Here is a 21,100-nt window from a genome sequence, read left to right on the forward strand (position 1 = left end):
TCAATATCAAATTATTAACTAGTAAATATTATCATTTAATATTAATTATTTATTATAGATATTCTAAATTTTAGTACTCCAATACCTTTTTGATTAAAGCATAACTTACCCATTCTAATTCTAATCCTTTCATTATAATAAGGGGCGATCTACCATGTCTGACTGCCAAAACTGTCTTCTCGGTCTGAGACCGGGAACCTCCGTAGAGATACGTCAATTCGGATCCATTGATCCCACACTAAAACGTCGTCTTGCCGATCTCGGCATCTGCGTTGGCTCAAATATTACAATTAAGCGATACTGCCCCTGCGGTGGTCCGTTAATGCTGGAATGCAGCGGACAGTTATTCGGAATTCGTCAGAAAGAAGCCGCACAAATCTCGGTGGCTGTCTCATGATCAATGCTGCTTTAATAGGTAATCCTAATACAGGGAAAACCTCGCTCTTCAATACGCTAACCAGTTCTTACGAATATGTAGGTAACTGGTCAGGAGTAACCGTAGAGAAGAAGATTGGACATCTCAAGAACAAGAGCGGAGATCTAACAGACCTGCCCGGCATCTACACATTGCATCCATTATCGCGGGATGAAGGTGTCGCCGCTGAATATTTAGTAACCGATTCTCCTGACCTATTGATCAATATCGTCGATGCTTCTCAACTTGAGCGAAATCTATATTTAACTTTCCAACTTCTGGAATATGGGAAGCCGATGGTAATTGGCCTTAATATGATTGATGTTGCTCAATCTAATGGTCTTCGTATTAACTTGGAAGCCTTGGCAGAGAGTATCGGCGTACCTGTGCTCCCTCTTGTAGCCCGCACAGGAAAAGGCGCCGACGATTTGCTTCATCTAATTAGCAACTCTGAAGTAAAAGCCCCGGATTTTCACATCGATTACGGAAGCGCCGTCGAGGCGGCAATCAGTAACATTTCCCGGGAATTAACTTCTGTAATACCTGACCATATTCCGTCGGAACGTTTCATCGCCCTCCAGCTGCTTGAACGTAATGATGCCGTTATCCATTCGCTTAATCTCGGAAATGAGCAGATGGCCAAGGTACAATCCATTTGCGATTTGGCTGAACAAAGACTGCACAAGGCAGGTAACCCATCAACACTGCAAGAGTATATTCGCTCTGTAAGAACGAAGCATATTCAAGAAATCTGTGCAAAAACTGTCGATGCTACCCATCGCAAGCCTAATACACTAACCGAAAAAATAGATTCTATATTGACCCACCCCATCTGGGGGATCCCAATATTTCTCGTATTTATGCTGTTTACCTTCCAGTTGACTTTTGATTGGCTCGGCAATCCATTGTCAGATCTGCTGGAGTCCTTTTTCTCTGGACCGCTCAGCACCTGGGTAGAGAACGGACTTGAAGCAGTGGGCGCCTCTGAATTCACACGTGCATTGTTGATCGATGGAATTATCGGCGGAGTTGGCGGTGTGCTCGTATTCGTCCCGCAAATTTTCGTCATGTTCCTGATTATTTCCTTCATCGAGGATTCAGGCTATATGGCGCGAATCACAGTCATGATGGATAAGATCATGGAACTGGCAGGGCTGAACGGCAAGTCACTGATCCCGTTCATTATTGGTTTCGGCTGCAACGTCCCTGCCATCATGGCTTCGCGTAGTATTGAACAACAGAAAGAGCGAATGCTGACGATGCTGCTCGTTCCGCTGATGTCCTGCTCAGCCCGTCTGCCTGTCTACGCCTTGTTCGCAGGAATATTCTTTGCAAAGTCCCAAGCACTTATCGTGTTCTCTTTGTATTTGCTTGGAATTGTACTAGCACTTCTATTAGCCAAGTTGTTCTCGCTATTCATGTTCAAAGATACGAAGTCCTTCTTCATGGTTGAGCTGCCGCCATACCGTATGCCGCAGTCTACTACCCTATTCCGCAGCACTTGGGAGAAAGGTAAAGGCTTCCTACGCAAAGCAGGGACCTTCATTCTTGGCGGTTCCGTATTAGTCTGGCTATTATCCTATGTTGGACCAGGTGGGGTAGCGGAAACGATGGATGATAGCTTCCTTGCTTATATCGGCGGATTGTTCGCTAGCATTCTTCATCCGCTTGGCTTTGGAACATGGCAATCCGGAGCAGCCCTCATCACTGGTTTTATGGCCAAAGAGGTCGTCGTATCAACGATGAATATCATCTATCATGTACCTGATATGGCTGGACTACAAGATCAGATCGCGCTGGCCTTCACCCCGCTGAAGGCATACAGCTTCATGGTATTTGTACTATTATATACGCCTTGTCTGGCTACCGTTGGTATTCTCCGTAAGGAGACGGACTCATGGAAATGGACAGCATTCTCTGTCATCTACTCCCTAACGCTAGCCTACATCGTCTCATTCATTATCTATCAGGGCGGTAAATTGCTTGGGTTTGTGTAAGAGCCTTATGGTGTCAATGTAAAGGAAAGGAATGTGATAACGATGGCCGATATTCTGATCATTGGCGTGGTCTTCGGATTTGCATTATTTGCACTCTATCGTGGATTTAAAAAGAGTAAAAAAGGGGCTTGCGCCGGCTGCTCTCAGCGCAATTCCTGTGCGGCCTGCGGGGATGTCAATCAGACATCTGTTTCTCCCCGCTCATGAGTCCTGAATGAATACAAGGGAACCCCATCATTATTATGATGGGGTTCCCTTATTTCGTCTTGAACAAATCTAAACCGTAGGGAGCCAGATTTCAAAGATCGTTCCCGCCCCTTTGATACTATCGACGGAAATCGTTCCCTTATGATTTCTAACGATCCGGTAACTAACCGATAAGCCAAGTCCTGTCCCCTTTTCCTTCGTCGTAAAGAATGGATCGAAGAGATGGGCCAGCAAGGTCTTGTCGATTCCGTTCCCGTTATCCTGGATAGATATATTCACATATTTCCCTTCGGGTTTTGCTGTAATATTAATAACCCCAGAGCGACCGCTATTTACCTCTTCAATCGCATCCAGCGCATTTTTAATAATATTTAATAGAACCTGCTTAATCTGCTTCACGTCAATAGACACATTCATGTTTACATCCTCACGCAGGAGCAGATTGATTTCACAGCCTTTCATATGCCCCTCACTTTCAGTCAGAAGCACAACTTCTTTTAATAAGGAATATACACTAACGACGACCATTTGCGGGGCAGTGGGCTTGGAAGAGTTAAGAAATTCAAAAATAATATCATTGGCGCGATCAATTTCGGCCAGAATAATCCGGGCATATTCATCCTTACCCAATTGGACAAGATGAGGACGGAGCAGCTGAATGAAACCGCGGATCGTCGTCAGCGGATTACGAATCTCATGAGCAATAGCCGCTGATATCTTACCAAGCATGGCCAGCTTATCATTTTGATACGCCGTTTGCTCGATTTGCTTGAACTCCGATACATCCTTCACACTGAGCAGGAAATCTCCATCCATCTGGTCTCCATATTTGACCGTGATTAACCAATGACGTCCATATTCATCAACGACCTCATGATTCTTCCTGCGATAAAAAATCGTCTCGCGATAAATACGTAAGATCTTTCTTTTCTTGAATTGGTTCAGGTGTGGATGAAGCAGTATTTGCATCAAATTGCATCCGATCAATGCATGACGCGGGGTTTCAAGGAGTTTAGCCATCTGCACATTAATAAAAGTCAGCACTCCTTCACTATCGAACAGCATAATACCGCTATCCAAATGCTGGAGCACATTTTCATACTTGTTCATTACAAGCTGAGTCGATTGAAATGCTTTGACGGACTCAAGTAATGTATCCTGGAATTCACTCAACAAGATTGATCCCCCTTTTTCAAATGATCTACCTGCCTATATGCGTCAACCTACGGTCTACGGCCACTTTGCTAGTCCTATTCTACGTTTTTCCGGCATTGATCTTTACTCAAAGGTTCTTCCTCTACATTTCCTATGGAAACCCCTTATAGCGGATATTAACCATCTCCTTAAAGCATGTACAAAGCCCCTGATTAAATCATAGTAAACTTTTCCAGAAAACGTCAATCAGAGATACTGTCGAAAAAGAGATATCGGTAAAATTTACCCATTTTCACTAAAAAAATATCCAAAAAAGTTAAAAAGCACTCCCAAATTGGAAGTACTTGTCAATTTATCTATTAAAATCAACTTTTCTTGTTTCGTTCCCAAGAGTAATGGTTGTCTCGCTAGGCTTCGTCTCGGAGATCATCTTACCATTACGGAATGAATAGCGAACAGTCGCTTGCTTCCGGATCGCCTCATACTCATTCTCCGCCGACAAGACGATGAAATTGGCCGGCTTACCGGGCTCAATGCCATACTTATCTTCTATTTGCAACGTCTTGGCACTATTCGTCGTAATCATATCGATAGAATTTACGATTTGCTCGTAGCCCATCAGCTGAGCGACGTGAATTCCCATATGGAGAACCTGAAGCATTTTTCCCGTACCAAGCGGATACCATGGATCAAAAATATCATCATGTCCAAAGCATACGTTCAGTCCTGCCTCCATCAGCTCTTTAACACGGGTCAAGCCTCTGCGCTTCGGATACGTATCGAAACGTCCTTGCAGATGAATATTTACTAGCGGGTTGGATACAAAATTGATGCCCGACATTTTCAATAAACGGAACAGCTTGTAGGCATATGCATCATTATAGGAGCCCATGGCCGTTGTATGGCTTGCTGTTGTACGCGCCCCGAGGCCGCGCTCAAAGGCTTCCTTGGCAACAACCTCGACGAACCGGGACTGCTCATCGTCAATCTCATCACAATGGATGTCCACCAGACGATCGTATTTCTCAGCCAGGTCGAATACCACTTTCATGGAATCGACGCCATATTCACGCGTAAATTCAAAATGCGGAATCCCGCCTACCACATCCGCTCCTAATTTCATCGCTTCCTCAAGTAATTCCACACCGTTCGGGAACGATAGGATGCCCTCTTGTGGAAAGGCAACAAGCTGGATGTCCACATACGGAGCCATCTCTTCCTTCACTTCGAGCAATGCCTTCAGAGCGGTCAGATCAGGATCTGTCACATCGACATGCGTCCGAACATGCTGAATGCCTTGGGCGATCTGCCATTTAAGAGCTGTCTTGGAGCGCAGCACTACATCGTCATGAGTTAACGTCTCTTTACGCTGCGACCAACGCTGAATGCCCTCGAATAGCGTACCGCTTTGATTCCATTCCGGCTCACCAGCCGTGAGCGTCGTATCTAGGTGAATATGCGGTTCAATAAATGGCGGAAGAACGAGCGAACCGGCAACATCGATCACTTCATGTCCTTCAGCATTCACCAGAGACTCAGTAATGCTCACAAATTTCCCATCCTGTACAACGATATTCCATAGGCCCTCTTGAGCTCTTAATTTAGCATTTTGAATAATCATTGTTGAACCCCCTCATTAATCATCTTCGTAGTTGTTTGTTCCTCACGCAGAGGAAAGCACTTCATGACGATCACATAAATCACTGCTGTTCCTAGAATCCCGTTGACCGGCGGAATCCCCGGTACAAATTTAGCGATAAGTACGCCACCAACCCAAGCGATCAGAGCATTCCAATTCACTTGTCTGAATTTCATATCTTCAAATTTCTGATATTTGCCCCGTTTGAGTAAGAAGAAGTCAGTTAACAAAATCGCCCCGATCGATGGCAGAACAGAACCCAGTATCGTAAGGAAGCCAACGAAGTTGTTATAGAGCCACATGGCAGCAACCGTACCTAGGAGACCATTAGCTATTACAAATTTATTGCGCGATAACTTCGTAATATTAGAGAATCCCAAACTTGAAGCGTATAGAGCATTTTCATTGGTCGTCCAAATATTCAAGCCCAGTACTATGATAGCCGGTAGAATTAAGCCTTGCAGATACATTACGTCAGAAATATCCGATTTCCCATATACAATTGCGCCTACCGCACCAAATAAGAACATTAATGAATTTCCAAGGAAAAACGCCACTACAGTGGATACTACTGCGGAACGAGTCGTCTTAGCGAATCTCGCAAAATCGGGTGTCAACGTTCCTCCGCTAATAAAGGAACCGATACAAACCGATAATGCCGTAGCAATCCCGATCCCTTGGGCAGGCTGATAGGAGAATAAACCCTGAAGGCCTCCAGCCGTGTTAGTGGCCTCAATCATCGAATAACTTCCCAAGATTGCAATCGAAGGTACTGAGATAATTCCGATAATCGCCAGTGCCTTAATCCCGTAAATAGCAGTGATCGTCATCAGTACACCAAAAATGAGAATCAGGACATATACGTTCATGCCGGTCATTTTTTGTACTGGAACTGCGAACATCGCAACCCCAACCCCAAACCAGCCTACCTGCGTTAAACCGAGTAGCAATGAGGATAGATACGATCCCTTTTCACCGAACGCATATCTAGTCAGCAAGTGGGTCGACAGCCCTGTTTTAGCAGCGATATAAGCCAAAGCCCCCGTGTACACACCAAGAATCAAATTCCCCGCCAAAACAATCCAGATGAACTCAGAAAACTTAAGTCCGTTACCAAGTGTTCCACCTGCCCACATACTGGCAGAGAAGAAGGTGAAGCCCAGCATGACGGCGAGAATTTTCCAAAATCCGTTACGATGTGCCTGAGGCACAGGTTCTAATGAGAATTCCAAATCTACTTTTTCCATAGCAGCCTCCAAATAACATGATGGTGATTGATACCGTGTGATGCTTGTACATGCTTGGAGAGCATCGAACCGTGCAAAAAATCAAATGTTTGCAAATAAAAAAGGCATATTGCCGTTTCTGACAATACGCCTCTCCTACTTATGACCAAATAGGGCACAGAAATACCACGCCTTGTTGGATCATAAGGTCCGCTGTCCTTGCCAGTCTCACGGGACTGATTTAAAGGTATCAATATAAAGTTGTTTATCATTATTACAGAAAACATCCACTTTGTCACTGGAAATACATGACAATCTATTTCTGCAGCAGTTTCGTTCTCCGACGACTCATTACTGCCAGACGCTTCTTCAGCTCTTTTTCCCACTTAGTATCGACGATATGCTTCGCGAAAGCCAGAAGGTCAAGCGCCATATCAATTTGGCTCTGAACAATATCAAGCGGGTCCTCTTCTTCACAGTTCACACAGTTGCAGAAAATCGATTCTTCATCCTCCATTACAAAATCCTGAAAATCTATTTCTGAGACACCATCACCATGTGCGTACTCTGCCAAAATCTCGTATTCATTCTCCACTTTGTAATGGACTTCCACCCGATGGCATACCGGGCAGAACAGTAAGGGAACATTATGGACCTGGGTACGATAATGCTTCAATGTCCCCTTTGTTCCAAGCATACTAGCACCGCAGCAAAAACTCATCCCCTGTCACCCTTTCCAGATCCTTGTTCATATACTCCAGTATTATATCCACCTTCAATATGCGATTTCAAATAATTTATTCGAGAATGGCTTAAGTAATTCCTCTACCCGGTAAGAAATTATTACCAAATATCCAGGACGAAGGAACGAACCGTGGCAAAAAGCCCCTGTATGGACGAACCAGACAGAGGGCTTGCACATAAATTTGTCACTTTAACTAGAGATTCTTGTCTCCAGCTTTCCAATTGGCGGGGCAAAGACCACCAGATTGAAGGGCCTGAAGAATACGGAACGTCTCATCAACACTGCGTCCAACATTGTTATGGTGAACGACTTGGTATTTCACTTCGCCCTCCGGGTCAATGATGAACAAGCCACGTAGTGCGACGCCCTCTTCCTCGATTAATACACCATAATCGCGAGCAGCACTCTTCGTCATATCGGACGCGAGCGGGAAGTTCAACTGCCCTAGGCCATTGCTATCCTTCGGCGTGTTGATCCACGCTTTATGGCTATACTCTGAATCCACGCTGCAGCCGAGAATTTCAGCATCGAGCTTCTTGAACCGAGGGTAAGCCTCGCTTAGCGCCATAATCTCAGTCGGGCATACATCTGTGAAGTCCAACGGATAGAAGAAGAATACGAGCCATTCGCCACGATAATCGGACAGCTTCTTGCGTCCAAAATCTTGGCCATCTCCGTCTACAATCGCGAGATCGAATTCCGGAGCTGGTCTGCCTACCAAACGTTCTGCCATCTGAAAATTCCTCCTCAGCAAATGGTAAGAAACAAAAGGCGCTTCTATTTTTTAGGTTGGACTACTTTTTTTCATGCTATGCATGCATACTCAAGTTATTTCATCGCTGCGACGATCAGATCGCCCATCTCTTTCGTGCCAATCGCCTTACTCTTATCAACCGCAATATCACCGGTACAATGTCCTGAATTAAGGACATCTGCTACAGCCTTCTCAATGGAATCTGCGGCATCCGCATAGCCAAATGTCATTCTGAACATAAGGGCCAATGACAAGATCGTCGCGATCGGATTAGCCAAATTCTGGCCAGCGATATCAGGTGCCGAGCCATGCACAGGCTCGTACAGTCCGAAGCTGCCTTCTCCAAGCGATGCGGAGGACAACATCCCGATCGAACCAGTCAGCATCGCAGCTTCATCACTGAGAATATCTCCGAACATATTCTCTGTTACGATAACGTCGAAGCTGGATGGACGACGTAACAACTGCATTGCGCAGTTATCTACCAATACATGCTCAAGCTCCACATCCGGATATTCTGGGCAATCCGGATCACAACTTCACGCCACAGGCGGGAGGTCTCAAGCACGTTCGCCTTATCGACAGAAGCTAGTTTCTTACGGCGCTTCTGGGCGATCTCGAATGCTTGACGTACAATCCGTTCCACTTCGTTCACGTTATAAGCGCAAGTATCAACTGCTTCCTGCCCCTGCTCTGTCTCGCGGCGGAATTTCTCACCGAAATAAATGCCACCTGTCAATTCACGAACCACGATCAGATCCGTGCCTTCCAATACTTCCGGCTTCAATGTGGAAGCATCCTTCAAGCAGTCGAATACAACCGCCGGACGCAGATTAGAGAATAAGCCGAGCGCTTTACGGATACCGAGCAAGCCTGTCTCTGGACGGAGTTCCTTCGGATTGCTGTCCCATTTCGGCCCGCCAACTGCTCCGAGCAATACCGCGTCAGCACTGCGGCAAATATCAAGTGTCTCTTGCGGCAACGGTGTCCCCTTCTCGTCGATCGCTATCCCACCAAATAGCGCATGCTCCGTTTCAAATTGATAACCGAACAGCTCTTCTGTGCGCTTCAATACTTTTTCTGTTTCTGCAACAACCTCAGGTCCGATCCCATCCCCAGCAATAACGGCTATTTTTTTTACGTCAGCCATGATTTCATCTTCCTCTCCTCAACATTTCACGAATAACATCCTTACTCTGTTGTAACATAATCGGAGAGGCTAGACCAAGATATAGATTCTATTAGACTTATAGGTTTTAACTATAAGCCGTTTAAAGGATATTCAGGTGAAATCTATTTCTTAGCATCCAATATAAACATGGACGCATCCTGATTCATGAATATTTTATTCCCCGTATAAAAGGTTTTAGCCGCAACATTCCTGAAGCCCAACTGATTCATCAGATTTATAAGCTGTCCTTGATCAAATCCGTTATGAACCATGTCGGAGGCAATATCTTCATTTTTATCAAAATCAATAATTAGCAAGTGGCCTTCTGGATTAAGAACCTCATACAACTTGGATAACACTGGCTCGACATTACTGATATGAAGTAAAACCTGAGCCATAATAACGTAATCAGCACGGATATCCGAGCGGAATACCGCTTCAAAATCAAAGCATAACGTAGCCGCATTCTGGATATGGGCCTCAGCCATTTTTTGCTCTATCTGTCTAAGCATATTTTGCGAGGTATCCAAAAAAGTCACAGAACGAAATTCATTCAGCAAATCCATGCCAACGAGTCCGGTCCCACATCCAAAATCGATCGCACTTTTATTTTTACCGTCTGCTATGTATTCACGAACAGCATTTGATATGATTTTGGCGATTCTGATTCTTTCGGGTGTATCATATCCACTCGCCATCAAATCAAAAATATCGGTATTTCCCATGATTGTACCCCAATCCGTTTTTTCCAAAAACTCTTCCAATGCATTTTCAATGATTATCTTGTAATAGCTACAGTATCATATCATTGGCTTTGATATCAAAAAAGGCAGGGTACCTCTCCATTAAATTTTCGAGGCCCCTGCCTTCCTATTGTCAGCTATAACCCTTAATCGTGATATGCTTCAGCAATCGCATTCGCTGTAATAATCGCCTGATATACATCATCCGGACTGACCGGGAATGGCATATTGCCCATCGTATCGCCCTCTGCACAGGCATCGATCGCAACCTGACGCCATTCTTCCTCCACGAACTTCTTCATCCCAAGATCTTGCAACGTCAACGGTAGGTTAACGGCTTTGATGAGATGAATCACCGTCTCCAATTCTTCACGCGGAGCATTCTCCAATACCAGCTGAGCCAGCAGACCAAAGGTTACTTTCTCCCCGTGCTGCGCCTTATGCAATGATTCAACAGCCGTCATTCCGTTATGAATCGCATGGGCTGCCGCTAAGCCGCCGGACTCCGCCCCACACCGCTCAAATATATTGTAGCTTCAATCGTCTCCTCTACAGCACGCGTCACGACATGGTTATCCACAGCAATTTTGGCCGCAACGGCATTTTTAAGTAACGCTTCATAGCAGAGTCTTGCTATTCCGAGTCCGGTTGCCGAAGGCTTCATGAGCACCAGATTGTCACCAAATGATTGATAGCAGGCTCTCGCCTCAAAATAAGTTGCCAGCGCATCACCAATCCCTGCAGCAAAGAAGCGGGACGGCGCAGCAGCCAGAATTCCTGTATCGGCTAGAACGATATCCGGGTTGCTCGGCAAGAATAAGTATTCGTCGAAGGAGCCATCTTCTTTGTAAATTACAGCAAGTGCCGTACAAGGAGCGTCGGTTGAAGCGATCGTTGGAAAGATTACGACAGGCAAATGCTCATAATAAGCTGTAGCCTTGGCGGTATCCAGCGTCTTACCGCCACCGATGCCAACGATAATATTGGCACCAGCCTCACGTAACAACTCACGATGCCGTTCAATTTCCTGCTTTGTAATCTGATAATTGAACTTCTCAAATACAGCTTTATTGCCCCCGTTCTGTATAGACTTACCCGCTTCCTCCTTCGCACGGTCCAGGATGAATTCATCGCAGATTACATATGCGGAATCTCCAAAATTTTTCATGTAATCATGAATGGAACCGAGCAGTCCTTGTCCGATAATAAATTTCTTAGGCGAGGTCACCGATTTCACATAATTGGTCTTGGTCATCTTGATCTCCTTTTAATCAATCTCTTTCGCCACATATAGGCAGCATCCTTAGAATGTGTAGATTTGTCTGGCATTATCATACAAAAAGAAAGAGCCCCAACTCTTAGTTGGGGCCCTTCTCAAGTGACCAAAGATTCTATAACTTCTGTATCTCCTTCTTCTCAATCAATCGATTCAGCGCATCGACATAAGCGCGGGCGCTCGCTTCCAGAATATCCGTACTTACGCCGCGGCCCTGTACAGTGAGTTCTTCCTGTGTCATGACGACGTGAACCTCACCTTGGGCATCCTTTCCGTAGCTGATCGATTTGATTGAGTAATCCGACAGAGTTACCATCTCACCAGTAGCCTGATCGATCGCATTGTATATAGCATCTACCGAGCCGTTGCCTTCTGATTCCTGCTCCAGCGTCTTGCCATCGGCCGTCAGGATGCGCACCTTGGCCGTTGGCGTCGATTCATTACCGTAGGACACATGGATCGCCTGCAATTGATACGCTTCCGGTGTATCCACCAGCTTCTCTTGCAGCAGAGCATGCAAGTCCTGGTCGGTAACATCCTTCTTCTTATCGGCTAGAACCTTGAATTTCGCGAAGGCCTCGTTCAGTTGCTCATCATCCAGCTTGTATCCGAGCTCAATCAATCTCTCGCGGAAAGCGTGGCGTCCGGAATGCTTACCAAGTACCAGCTTGCTCTCCTTCAGGCCGATTGTCTCCGGAGACATGATTTCATAGGTCGTCTTCTCCTTCAGCATCCCGTCCTGATGAATCCCTGACTCATGCGCAAAAGCGTTCGCACCAACGATAGCCTTGTTCCCCGGCACGACCATACCTGTCAATCGGCTTATCAAGCTACTTGTGCGAGCAATCTCCGACAGTTCAAGTGATGTCTTAGCCCCGAAAAATTCGCTGCGCGTCTCCAGTGCCATTGCTACTTCCTCCAGAGCGGTGTTGCCAGCTCTTTCGCCAATTCCGTTGATCGTTCCCTCAATTTGGTCGGCCCCACCAAGAATTGCAGCCAACGAATTCGCCGTTGCCATTCCCAGATCGTCATGGCAGTGCGCACTCAATTGGATCTTCTCGATGTCTGGAACTCTCTCCTTCAAGGTTTTGAAGATATTCCCGTATTCATATGGATATAGGTATCCTACGGTATCCGGAATATTTACAACCGATGCTCCTTCGCGGATCGCCATCGCCGTCATTTCGCAGAGGAAGTCAATCTCCGTACGCCCAGCATCTTCGCAAGAGAACTCGATCTTGGAGAAATACTGACGCGCGTATCTGAGCGCCGCCTGTGCCGTTTCCATCACCTGATCCTTCTCCATCTTAAGCTTATACTTGCGATGAATCGGACTGGTAGCTAGGAAAATATGAATACAAGGATCTTCCGCTCCCTGTAGCGCCTCTCTTACTGCATCGATATCCTGCGTCCGTGAACGGACAAGCCGATGATCGTCGAACTTTTGATGGCCCGGGCAACCGCATTTACCGCTGCCAAGTCACCCGGCGAAGCTGCGGGAAAGCCCGCCTCGATCCGATCAATACCAAGCTTCTCCAATTGATAAGCGATTTCCAATTTCTCGCGGGTATTCAGATTCACTCCCGGGACTGTTCTCCATCACGCAGCGTTGTATCAAACATATAAATTTTGCGCACTATGTACACCTCCTGTACAAACTACCAATAAAACTCAATGCGGCACACGCGTAGGGCACGGCCGCATTGAGGGGATGGATACTTCATCACGCTACATACATATGACGTTCGATGAAATGTATAACGGGAAAGATATTATTTTTTGATCCAATGCATAAGTCCGCGAAGCTCATTACCTACTACTTCGATCGGATGGTTCGCTTCGTTGCGGCGAGTTGCTGTTAAGAATGCACGGTTCGATTGGTTCTCAAGGATGAAGTCACGAGCAAATTTACCTTGTTGAATATCTGCCAATACTTCCTTCATCGCCTTCTTCGTCTCATCAGTCACGATGCGAGGACCTGTTACATAGTCGCCATATTCAGCAGTGTTGGAGATGGAATCGCGCATTGTAGCCAATCCACCTTCATAAATTAGGTCAACGATCAGCTTCAGCTCATGCAAGCACTCGAAGTATGCCATTTCTGGCGCATAACCAGCTTCTGTCAAAGTCTCAAAGCCTGCTTTAATCAGGGCGCTAACGCCACCGCACAATACAGCCTGTTCACCAAACAAGTCGGTCTCTGTCTCTTCACGGAAGGAAGTTTCGATAACCCCAGCGCGAGTACAACCGATCCCTTTAGCATAAGCAAGACCAATTTCCTTCGCTTTGCCTGTTGCATCTTGATGAATGGCGATCAAGCCTGGAACCCCGAAGCCTTCTACATAAGTACGACGAACCATATGTCCCGGAGATTTAGGAGCTACGAGCAATACGTCATTGTCTTGGGAAGGAACGATTTGGCCGAAGTGAACATTGAAGCCGTGAGCGAACAGAAGTGCTGCACCTTTCTTCAAGTTCGGAGCGATTTCGCTGTTGTATACGGAAGCTTGAGTCTCATCCGGCATCAAAATTTGTACCACATCAGCGCGCTTGGTAGCTTCAGCTACAGACAGTACTTCGAATCCATCCTCTTTGGCTTTGTTGAAGGATTTGCCTTCACGAAGGCCGATAATTACGTTCAAGCCGCTTTCACGCAAGTTTTGTGCATGAGCATGGCCTTGGCTGCCATAACCGATAATTGCGATTGTTTTTCCTTTCAAAACACTAAGTTCTGCGTCCTGTTCATAATACAAAGTAACTGCCATAATAATAACCCTCCTAAATAATGTCGGACTGCTTGCAGCATGTCCCATAAATTTGATCCTCCGCCTGTTAAGCGGGTGCTTCAGAGGGCCGTCGCAGCGTCAGCGCAGTACAGGCTTTAACTGGACTGCCCTCTCAAACCCCCGCTCACAGAACGGAAGGTATTACGTACAATGAATTTATATAATGTTAACCGCGCGTCATTGCTGTTACGCCTGTCCGCGACAATTCACGGATACCGTAAGGACGGAGCAACTCAATCATAGCGTCGATCTTCTCGGTATCGCCAATGACCTGAACCATCATGCTGCCTGGGCCGATATCTACGACTGCGGCGCGGAATGTCTCCACGACACCCATAATTTCTGGCCGCTCCGCCGGCTCTGCCTTCACTTTGATCAGCGCCAATTCACGAGATACCATCGGGTTGGCACTTAAATTAACAACCTTGATGACATTGATCAGCTTATAGAGCTGCTTCTCAATCTGCTCCAGCGTCGTGTCATCTCCTTGAGTAACAATGACCATCCGAGACAATCCTGGCTCCTCCGACTGACCTACCGTAATGCTCTCGATGTTGTAGCCGCGGCGTCCGAACAAACCGGACACGCGCTGCAGAACACCTGGTTGGTCGTTCACTAATACGGCAATAACATGGTTCTTTGTCATCATTCACAGTCCCCCATCAGCATTTGATCAATGGTGGAACCTTGAGGAACCATCGGATATACATTCTCTCCCTTGTGAACCACGAATTCCACCAGCACTGGTCCGTCGGTATCAAGCGCTTCTTGCCAAGCACTTTCAGCTTCTTCCTTGCTGGTAGCTCTAAGTCCCTTAACTCCGTAAGCTTCAGCCAGTTTCACGAAATCCGGACTGCCGGCAAGATCGATATGGCTGTAGCGGTTGTCGTATATAAGTTCCTGCCACTGCCTTACCATTCCTAGTACTTGGTTGTTAATGACCACGATCTTCACTGGAATTTTGTTAATTGCACAGATCGCAAGCTCCTGCGCACACATCTGCATTCCACCGTCGCCGTTAATCGAGATGACCAGTCGATCAGGATGAGCCATTTGCGCACCCACCGCTGCTGGGAAGCCGAAGCCCATCGTACCAAGTCCGCCCGAAGTGATGAAGGAACGCGGCTGGTTAAATTTATAATACTGAGCCGTCCACATCTGATGCTGACCTACATCGGTCGTTACAATCGCTTCGCCTTGAGTCGTGTCATTCAACAACTCGATGACCCATTGTGGCTTCAGCATATCCTCGGAATCTTTATACTTGAACGGCTTCTCTTGCTTCCAGCTACTGATCTGTGCTCTCCAAGCATCAGCCTTGCTGCTATATCCGACCATCGGATTCAGCATTTCAAGCACCGTCTTCACATCACCAACAATCGGGATATCCGTCTTGACGTTCTTGCCGATCTCCGCTGGATCAATATCGATATGAACAATCTTCGCATGCGGTGCAAACCCATCAAGACGCCCAGTCACGCGATCATCGAATCTTGCTCCGATGCTAATCAGAAGATCTGATTGCTGAATCGCTTGATTCGCGGCATAAGTACCGTGCATACCCGGCATTCCCATCCACAGATCATGTCCGCTTGGGAAAGAGCCTAATCCAAGCAATGTCGTCGTGATCGGAATACCTGAACGATTGACGAATTCGAGTAACCCTTCGTGTCCTCCGGAATAGACAACACCTCCGCCAGCCAGAATCACCGGACGCTCCGCTTCGGAGACCGCAGCCACCAGCTTCTCAAGCTGCAAGCGATTCGGTACAACTGTTGGATTGTAACCGCGTAGGTCCACCGAATGAACAGGTTCGAACCTTACTTTCTGTGCTGATACATCCTTCGGGATATCGATCAATACAGGGCCTTTTCGCCCGGTATTGGCAATATGGAATGCCTCGTGGATAACCCGCGGCAGATCCTCTGCATTTCTGACCAAGTAACTATGCTTCGTAATTGGCATCGTAATGCCCGTAATATCTGCTTCCTGGAAAGCATCCGTCCCAATTAGGCTAGTCGCCACGTTACCGGTAATCACTACCAGTGGAACTGAATCCATATAGGCGGTAGCAATTCCTGTTACTGTATTGGTTGCTCCTGGTCCGGAGGTCGCGATGCAAACTCCTACTTTGCCGCTGGCGCGTGCGTAGCCATCTGCCGCATGAATCGCTCCTTGTTCATGTCTGGTCAACAGGTGGTGGAAATCATCGAATCCGTACATCGCATCATAAATGTACAGGACCGCGCCACCCGGATAACCGAAGACACATTCGACACCTTCCAATAGCAAACTGCGAAGCAAAATTTCTGAACCTGAAATGACTTCTGGTTTCATCCATTTCTCTCTTAATTGTTCTGTAGACCGCTCTGCTGGAATTTGCGCGCTCATCAGTCATCCTCCTTCCAAGATTTACAACATCTTTGATCATCAAATTTGGAATACAACAAAAAACCTTCCATCCGCCGAAATAGTCTCCTATTCCGAGGGACGAAAGGTTATTACTTCCGTGGTACCACCCATGTTTACCTGACACTTCACAGTATCAAGCCTTGACAAGTATCCGCGATCCGTTACCTTCTCACGCTTACCTGTGGTCTCTAACGCAGACCTAACGATTCTCCCTAATAAGTTTCGCTGAACTTTACCAAAGTTAAGTCCGCTAGCCTTTCAGGAAAACAGCTCCGAGGTGAGCTCGTATTTAAGGGATATTGGTGGTGGTCTCAGCAAATCCATCCACTCTCTGAGCAAAGAGCCCCTAAACCTTCGTCCTCTTCATCGCCGATTCAATATTTTGTCATGAAAATGTTTAGAAACATTATATGATCACTTTACATCAAGAGTCAATACCCTTTTTTTCTAACCAAAATCAAGGTAGATCGTCCTCATCCCGATTGGAACCCTTCTCCCCCTAGTGTCATATGATAAAAAATAACGCCTAATTTTTAGCATATTCCCGCTACAACCAGGCGCAAGCAGTACACTAAAGGAGGTTGATTGAATGATCCGCTATCGAAGGCCCAGGCAGGATGATCCTGTCATTATCGATTTGATAGAAAAGGAACTTGTCCCTATTCTCACCTTCCGCCTGAGGAAATAGCTATGATTTTCAAAGACCTTCCCAAACGGCTGTCACGTGGTATTACGCTGGTGTCTTCGCCCTATTATGAAGCCGATTCAGTTGCCTTTATTCACTTTATGATTCACGGGGAACTGTTATATATTGACATGATGGCAGTCGCACCCGCACATCGGCGGCAGCGACTGGGGAAAACACTGATGTCCCAAGCGGAGCAATATGCCGGTTCACGCGGGTGCAGACGGGCCAAGGTGATGGTCGATCAAGGCAATTCTCGAGCCCATACCTTCTATCGCAAGCTCGGATACAAGACTATTCGTTATATCGATCAATCAGAGTGTTATGAACTGGAGAAGACACTTCCCCTACGAGGATGAGAGGTCTTAGAAAAATGGCCTAATTCCATATCCATATGGCTGGCCACCATACCCATATCCGCCATATCCACCGTATCCGCCATGCCCGCCGTATCCACCGTATCCTCCACCACCGTATGGACCATATCCGCCGTACCCATAGGCGTAAGGTGCAGTTCCGATCGCGAGCAAATCGAATAATACTAGTGGGATTAGCGCCTTCGTCTTCACCTTTTTACCCGAATTCTGCCGCAGCACCAGACGATTGCCGCTGATCTTCACGAGCTTGCCAGTTACGATTCCGCCATCCTTCTTGTAAGCAACGATAGATTTGCCAATCCATTTCTCGGCTTCCTTCTTAGTCACCGTTCTCCCCATCATATAACCTCCTTCCAGAGTCGTCCCTGAATCCTTGACAAAGCGCCCATTTGCGTGCTCTGGAGCGCGCCCTATCTTCCTTCAGCTTATTCAAAGACCATTCTATCCGCATATGCCATCGCCTTAAAAAAGAAAAAAACAGGCATCCCAAAAAGGATGCCTGTTTCTGCTTATTTATAATTAAGCGTTGACTTTTTGTTTAGCTACGTTTGCCAAAGAGTTGAACGCTTCAAGATCGTTCACAGCAAGATCAGCAAGCATTTTACGGTTGATGTTCACTTCAGCCAATTTAAGGCCGTGCATCATTTTGCTGTAAGACAAGCCGTTCATACGTGCAGCCGCGTTAATACGCACGATCCACAATTTGCGGAAATCGCGTTTTTTCGTACGACGGTCACGGTATGCATATTGCATGGATTTCATGACTTGCTCGTTAGCTGTTTTGTAGATGCGGTGTTTCGAACCGAAGTAACCTCTAGCTAATTTCAATACTTTTTATGACGACGACGAACCACGAATCCGCCTTTTACTCTTGCCATATTAATAAACCTCCCAGAAAAGTTATGTTAGATTATTTCAAATTTGCAAGCTGCTGTTTCAAACGGCTAACGTCACCCGAGTAAGCTACTGGGCTGTTAGCCAATACGCGTTTGCCGCGTTTGGATTTGTGAGACAGCAAGTGGTTGCGGTTCGCTTTGTAGCGTCTTACTTTACCAGTTCCAGTAATTTTGAAGCGTCCTTTCAGACTGCTGTGGGTTTTCATTTTAGGCATGGTATATCCCCCTCAAATTGTGTGATACGGCGCCCATCAACTGAGATTGCTTAGAGATCAATCTACTGATGCTACGCTCGATTAATTGCTTTTAGGTGCTAAAATCATAATCATGCTGCGACCTTCCAATTTTGGAATGCGCTCAACTGAAGAGATTTCTGTGACCTCTTCCTTGACACGGTCAAGGATTTTCTTCCCGATATCAGCATGGGTAATTTCCCGGCCGCGGAAGCGGACCGAACATTTTACCTTATCGCCATCCTTCAGGAATTTGATGACATTACGAAGCTTAGTCTGGTAATCATGTTCCTCGATGTTAGCGCGGAACCAAACTTCCTTGACATCGACAACCTTCTGATTCTTGCGAGCTTCCTTCTCTTTCTTCTGCTGCTCGTAGCGGAATTTGCCATAGTCCATAATCCGGCACACCGGCGGCTTAGCTGTTGGGGCTACGTTAACCAGATCAAGATTCAAGTCCACGGCCATCTGCAGTGCTTCACGCAGCGGCTTAATGCCGATCTGCTCGCCTTCAGCGCCTACCAAACGGACTTCCTTCGCACGAATCTCATCATTGATCATATGTTCCTTACTGATAGTACTCCACCTCCGAAAAATATTCTGATCTTAAGACCGATATCATTCAAAAGAAAAGGGATGCAGGTTAACGCCCGCATCCCATTTGATCGTCAATTCGTCATGAATATACATTCATCAATTAACGGATCAATACCAGCCAACAATACGTCGGACAGGTGAGAAGCCACGGCCTCTGCTTGCAATCCTAAATAATAACCGACAATTAATGTATCATACTCCTGTATACTATGTCAAGAGTTGATTCAAATTTTTTAGCCTTGCTTGCTCTGAACCTCTTCCAGGCGCACCACTCTGGTATGCTGAGTATGGCTCCATTGCTTGTTGTTCTGTGTAAAGAAGGCATAGAACGTAATCGGCCACCAAGAGATCAGGTAAATCGGGAACAAGATCAAATAGGCATAGACCTTCTTCGATTTAACCTTCTCCAGAATCATTGCAGCCAAGAAAATAAATACGTTGGCGGCGATTGCCAAGAACGATATCCACATTGGCATGTAGCCGTACAAGGTGTCAAGATGCGGCCCGCTAAGCAGCGACTGATCGACCCAGATGATCGCAGTCAGCAAAAAAGTAAGCAGAACGATATATACGTTCACACCATAGAGCGCCATGTCCAGCTTGACCAGATTGCGCTCCTTGATGCTCTTCCACAGCAATGGGAAGAAGTAGCGACGGGCAACCGTAAAGTGCCCTTGCATCCAGCGCAGACGCTGACGTGCCGAAGCCTTAAAGGTAAGCGGCTTCTCGTCAAACAGCTTGGCATCGTAGTTGAACACCGGATATACACCGCGATCGACGCAACGCATCGTGAACTCGAGGTCCTCTACAAGACTGGTCGCACCCCAGCCCATCTCTTTGAGCAGGTTAGTCTCGAAGCACATACCCGTACCACCAAGGAAATTCGCCATTCCCAGATTGTGACGAGACAACTGCCACAATCGGTTACAGTACCAGTACGAGATGCCATAAGCAGCAGTAATCCAAGAGTCCTCTGGATTCTTCGTATCGATATAGCCTTGAATAACTCGTGCACCGCTGCAAAGATCATTGTTCATCTCGCTCAGAAAATCCGGATGAGCCAGATTATCAGCGTCGAACATCACTACCCCATCATATTGACGAGGCATTTTCCACAATTCCTTCAGCATCCATTCGATAGCATAGCCCTTCCCCGTAAATTCGGGTTGTTGCGAACACAGGCATGCATGCCGTGGCTACGGACGATCTCAGCCGTACGGTCCGTACAGTTATCGCAAATTACGAACACATCATACAACTCTCTAGGGTAGTTCAGGTGCTTGAGATTTTCCATCAAGGCCCCTACTACTTTCTCTTCGTTATGCGCCGCTACGAGTATGGCAAATGATTTTTTCGGCTCGTAATGTACTTTGCTCTTTTTCTTGTACAAGCCGAATAATGATAAACCGAATTGATAGATCCCGACGACAGCGAGCACAACTTGCATTACAATCAAAATAGCCTGAAACATGTTGTTTTTGTACCCCCTTAAACTCCTTCTTTTTTGTTTGCGGAGTTTTTTTGACCCTTCTTCTTCATTTTTTCTGAAATACATTTTCCTTACATTGCATTACGATTTTCCACGACTTCGGCTCATTTGTCAAAAACGATGTAACGCCTCCCTAGCGGAAATATCGGCTGGAGCCAGCTTTTATTCATACATGATCCACCGCAACTCTTTTTCAGTGCAGTATGGTCTTATTTTCAGCACTTTTGACGGTTTTTATTTCTTTAGCCCCCTTTTTTTATCGCAGTGTTAATTTTTTTGCTTTTCCATCTCATCCTT

The 21,100-nt window shown here is 46.3% G+C and carries 15 protein-coding genes and 6 pseudogenes; 4 read left to right on the forward strand and 17 right to left on the reverse strand.

Translation table 11 applies throughout. The annotated features are described in order from the left end of the window. The first annotated feature begins 154 nt into the window (after positions 1 to 154). The 3 genes from RE628_RS20985 to RE628_RS20995 are packed head-to-tail and all read left to right on the forward strand — an operon-like array spanning position 155 to position 2,619. A complete protein-coding gene (locus RE628_RS20985; RefSeq protein ID WP_309154861.1) occupies positions 155 to 397 on the forward strand; it encodes a FeoA family protein in 243 nt (80 codons plus the stop codon). Beyond that, positions 394 to 2,412 (forward strand): ferrous iron transport protein B, encoded by a 2,019-nt coding sequence (feoB, locus tag RE628_RS20990; protein ID WP_309154862.1) that lies wholly within the window; start codon positions 394 to 396, stop codon positions 2,410 to 2,412. The genes RE628_RS20985 and feoB overlap by 4 nt, the downstream gene beginning before the upstream one ends. A 42-nt stretch (positions 2,413 to 2,454) precedes the next feature. Beyond that, entirely contained in the window at positions 2,455 to 2,619 is a 165-nt protein-coding gene (locus RE628_RS20995; RefSeq protein WP_309154863.1) for a FeoB-associated Cys-rich membrane protein, read from the forward strand. A 69-nt stretch (positions 2,620 to 2,688) separates the two neighbouring features. On the opposite strand, the gene RE628_RS21000 is transcribed toward RE628_RS20995, so the two are convergent. From RE628_RS21000 to ilvB, 12 genes and pseudogenes are all read right to left on the reverse strand, one after another. After that, positions 2,689 to 3,795, reverse strand: coding sequence for an ATP-binding protein (locus RE628_RS21000; RefSeq protein WP_309154864.1), 1,107 nt, complete (start codon positions 3,793 to 3,795; stop codon positions 2,689 to 2,691). A gap of 331 nt (positions 3,796 to 4,126) precedes the next feature. Further along, positions 4,127 to 5,395 (reverse strand): cytosine deaminase, encoded by a 1,269-nt coding sequence (locus RE628_RS21005; RefSeq protein WP_309154865.1) that lies wholly within the window; start codon positions 5,393 to 5,395, stop codon positions 4,127 to 4,129. After that, on the reverse strand, positions 5,392 to 6,660 hold the full coding sequence (gene codB / locus RE628_RS21010) for a cytosine permease (protein WP_309154866.1): 1,269 nt from the start codon (positions 6,658 to 6,660) through the stop codon (positions 5,392 to 5,394). The genes RE628_RS21005 and codB overlap by 4 nt, the downstream gene beginning before the upstream one ends. A 295-nt stretch (positions 6,661 to 6,955) precedes the next feature. Further along, complete coding sequence (locus RE628_RS21015) at positions 6,956 to 7,360, reverse strand: hypothetical protein (protein ID WP_309154867.1); 405 nt, start codon at positions 7,358 to 7,360, stop codon at positions 6,956 to 6,958. A 217-nt stretch (positions 7,361 to 7,577) separates the two neighbouring features. After that, positions 7,578 to 8,117 carry a peroxiredoxin gene (locus tag RE628_RS21020; protein ID WP_309154868.1) on the reverse strand — a complete coding sequence of 180 codons (540 nt, stop codon included), beginning with the start codon at positions 8,115 to 8,117 and terminating at the stop codon, positions 7,578 to 7,580. A 95-nt stretch (positions 8,118 to 8,212) separates the two neighbouring features. Further along, positions 8,213 to 9,288 (reverse strand): annotated as a pseudogene (leuB, locus tag RE628_RS21025) (3-isopropylmalate dehydrogenase). A gap of 143 nt (positions 9,289 to 9,431) precedes the next feature. After that, complete coding sequence (locus RE628_RS21030) at positions 9,432 to 10,034, reverse strand: class I SAM-dependent methyltransferase (protein ID WP_309154869.1); 603 nt, start codon at positions 10,032 to 10,034, stop codon at positions 9,432 to 9,434. Positions 10,035 to 10,198: 164 nt separating this feature from the next. Continuing rightward, positions 10,199 to 11,307: pseudogene (locus RE628_RS21035) on the reverse strand (glycerol dehydrogenase). A 136-nt stretch (positions 11,308 to 11,443) separates the two neighbouring features. Then, positions 11,444 to 12,965, reverse strand: a pseudogene (locus RE628_RS21040) (2-isopropylmalate synthase). 135 nt (positions 12,966 to 13,100) lie between these two features. Beyond that, a complete protein-coding gene (gene ilvC / locus RE628_RS21045; protein ID WP_309154870.1) occupies positions 13,101 to 14,093 on the reverse strand; it encodes a ketol-acid reductoisomerase in 993 nt (330 codons plus the stop codon). 187 nt (positions 14,094 to 14,280) lie between these two features. Continuing rightward, positions 14,281 to 14,760, reverse strand: coding sequence for an acetolactate synthase small subunit (ilvN, locus tag RE628_RS21050; protein ID WP_309159521.1), 480 nt, complete (start codon positions 14,758 to 14,760; stop codon positions 14,281 to 14,283). Then, a complete protein-coding gene (gene ilvB, locus RE628_RS21055; protein ID WP_309154871.1) occupies positions 14,760 to 16,505 on the reverse strand; it encodes a biosynthetic-type acetolactate synthase large subunit in 1,746 nt (581 codons plus the stop codon). The genes ilvN and ilvB overlap by 1 nt, the downstream gene beginning before the upstream one ends. A 610-nt stretch (positions 16,506 to 17,115) precedes the next feature. Between ilvB and RE628_RS21060 the strand changes: the two are divergent. After that, a pseudogene (locus tag RE628_RS21060) lies at positions 17,116 to 17,570 on the forward strand (GNAT family N-acetyltransferase). Between the two features lie 6 nt (positions 17,571 to 17,576). Here RE628_RS21060 and RE628_RS21065 read toward each other — a convergent pair. The 5 genes and pseudogenes from RE628_RS21065 to RE628_RS21085 all read right to left on the reverse strand — a co-directional run bounded on the left by RE628_RS21065 (position 17,577) and on the right by RE628_RS21085 (position 20,785). Continuing rightward, positions 17,577 to 17,927, reverse strand: coding sequence for a hypothetical protein (locus tag RE628_RS21065; protein ID WP_309159522.1), 351 nt, complete (start codon positions 17,925 to 17,927; stop codon positions 17,577 to 17,579). Positions 17,928 to 18,107: 180 nt separating this feature from the next. Further along, positions 18,108 to 18,466 (reverse strand): annotated as a pseudogene (gene rplT, locus RE628_RS21070) (50S ribosomal protein L20). Positions 18,467 to 18,498: 32 nt separating this feature from the next. Beyond that, positions 18,499 to 18,699, reverse strand: a complete 201-nt coding sequence (gene rpmI, locus RE628_RS21075; protein WP_309154872.1) for a 50S ribosomal protein L35 — start codon at positions 18,697 to 18,699, stop codon at positions 18,499 to 18,501. A gap of 81 nt (positions 18,700 to 18,780) precedes the next feature. Beyond that, a complete protein-coding gene (infC, locus tag RE628_RS21080; RefSeq protein WP_309154873.1) occupies positions 18,781 to 19,278 on the reverse strand; it encodes a translation initiation factor IF-3 in 498 nt (165 codons plus the stop codon). 269 nt (positions 19,279 to 19,547) lie between these two features. Continuing rightward, a pseudogene (locus RE628_RS21085) lies at positions 19,548 to 20,785 on the reverse strand (glycosyltransferase family 2 protein). Positions 20,786 to 21,100: the final 315 nt, after the last annotated feature.

The organism is Paenibacillus sp. D2_2, assembly GCF_031199965.1.
Lineage (GTDB): Bacteria > Bacillota > Bacilli > Paenibacillales > Paenibacillaceae > Fontibacillus.

Excerpts from the sequence above, each read along its gene's own strand:
- RE628_RS20985 (WP_309154861.1), top strand. The coding sequence starts at position 155 with ATGTCTGACTGCCAAAACTGTCTTCTCGGTCTGAGACCGGGAACCTCC.
- feoB (WP_309154862.1), top strand. The coding sequence starts at position 394 with ATGATCAATGCTGCTTTAATAGGTAATCCTAATACAGGGAAAACCTCG.
- RE628_RS20995 (WP_309154863.1), top strand. The coding sequence starts at position 2,455 with ATGGCCGATATTCTGATCATTGGCGTGGTCTTCGGATTTGCATTATTT.
- RE628_RS21005 (WP_309154865.1), bottom strand. The coding sequence starts at position 5,395 with ATGATTATTCAAAATGCTAAATTAAGAGCTCAAGAGGGCCTATGGAAT.
- codB (WP_309154866.1), bottom strand. The coding sequence starts at position 6,660 with ATGGAAAAAGTAGATTTGGAATTCTCATTAGAACCTGTGCCTCAGGCA.
- RE628_RS21015 (WP_309154867.1), bottom strand. The coding sequence starts at position 7,360 with ATGAGTTTTTGCTGCGGTGCTAGTATGCTTGGAACAAAGGGGACATTG.
- RE628_RS21020 (WP_309154868.1), bottom strand. The coding sequence starts at position 8,117 with ATGGCAGAACGTTTGGTAGGCAGACCAGCTCCGGAATTCGATCTCGCG.
- RE628_RS21030 (WP_309154869.1), bottom strand. The coding sequence starts at position 10,034 with ATGGGAAATACCGATATTTTTGATTTGATGGCGAGTGGATATGATACA.
- ilvC (WP_309154870.1), bottom strand. The coding sequence starts at position 14,093 with ATGGCAGTTACTTTGTATTATGAACAGGACGCAGAACTTAGTGTTTTG.
- ilvN (WP_309159521.1), bottom strand. The coding sequence starts at position 14,760 with ATGACAAAGAACCATGTTATTGCCGTATTAGTGAACGACCAACCAGGT.
- ilvB (WP_309154871.1), bottom strand. The coding sequence starts at position 16,505 with ATGAGCGCGCAAATTCCAGCAGAGCGGTCTACAGAACAATTAAGAGAG.
- RE628_RS21065 (WP_309159522.1), bottom strand. The coding sequence starts at position 17,927 with ATGGGGAGAACGGTGACTAAGAAGGAAGCCGAGAAATGGATTGGCAAA.
- rpmI (WP_309154872.1), bottom strand. The coding sequence starts at position 18,699 with ATGCCTAAAATGAAAACCCACAGCAGTCTGAAAGGACGCTTCAAAATT.
- infC (WP_309154873.1), bottom strand. The coding sequence starts at position 19,278 with ATGATCAATGATGAGATTCGTGCGAAGGAAGTCCGTTTGGTAGGCGCT.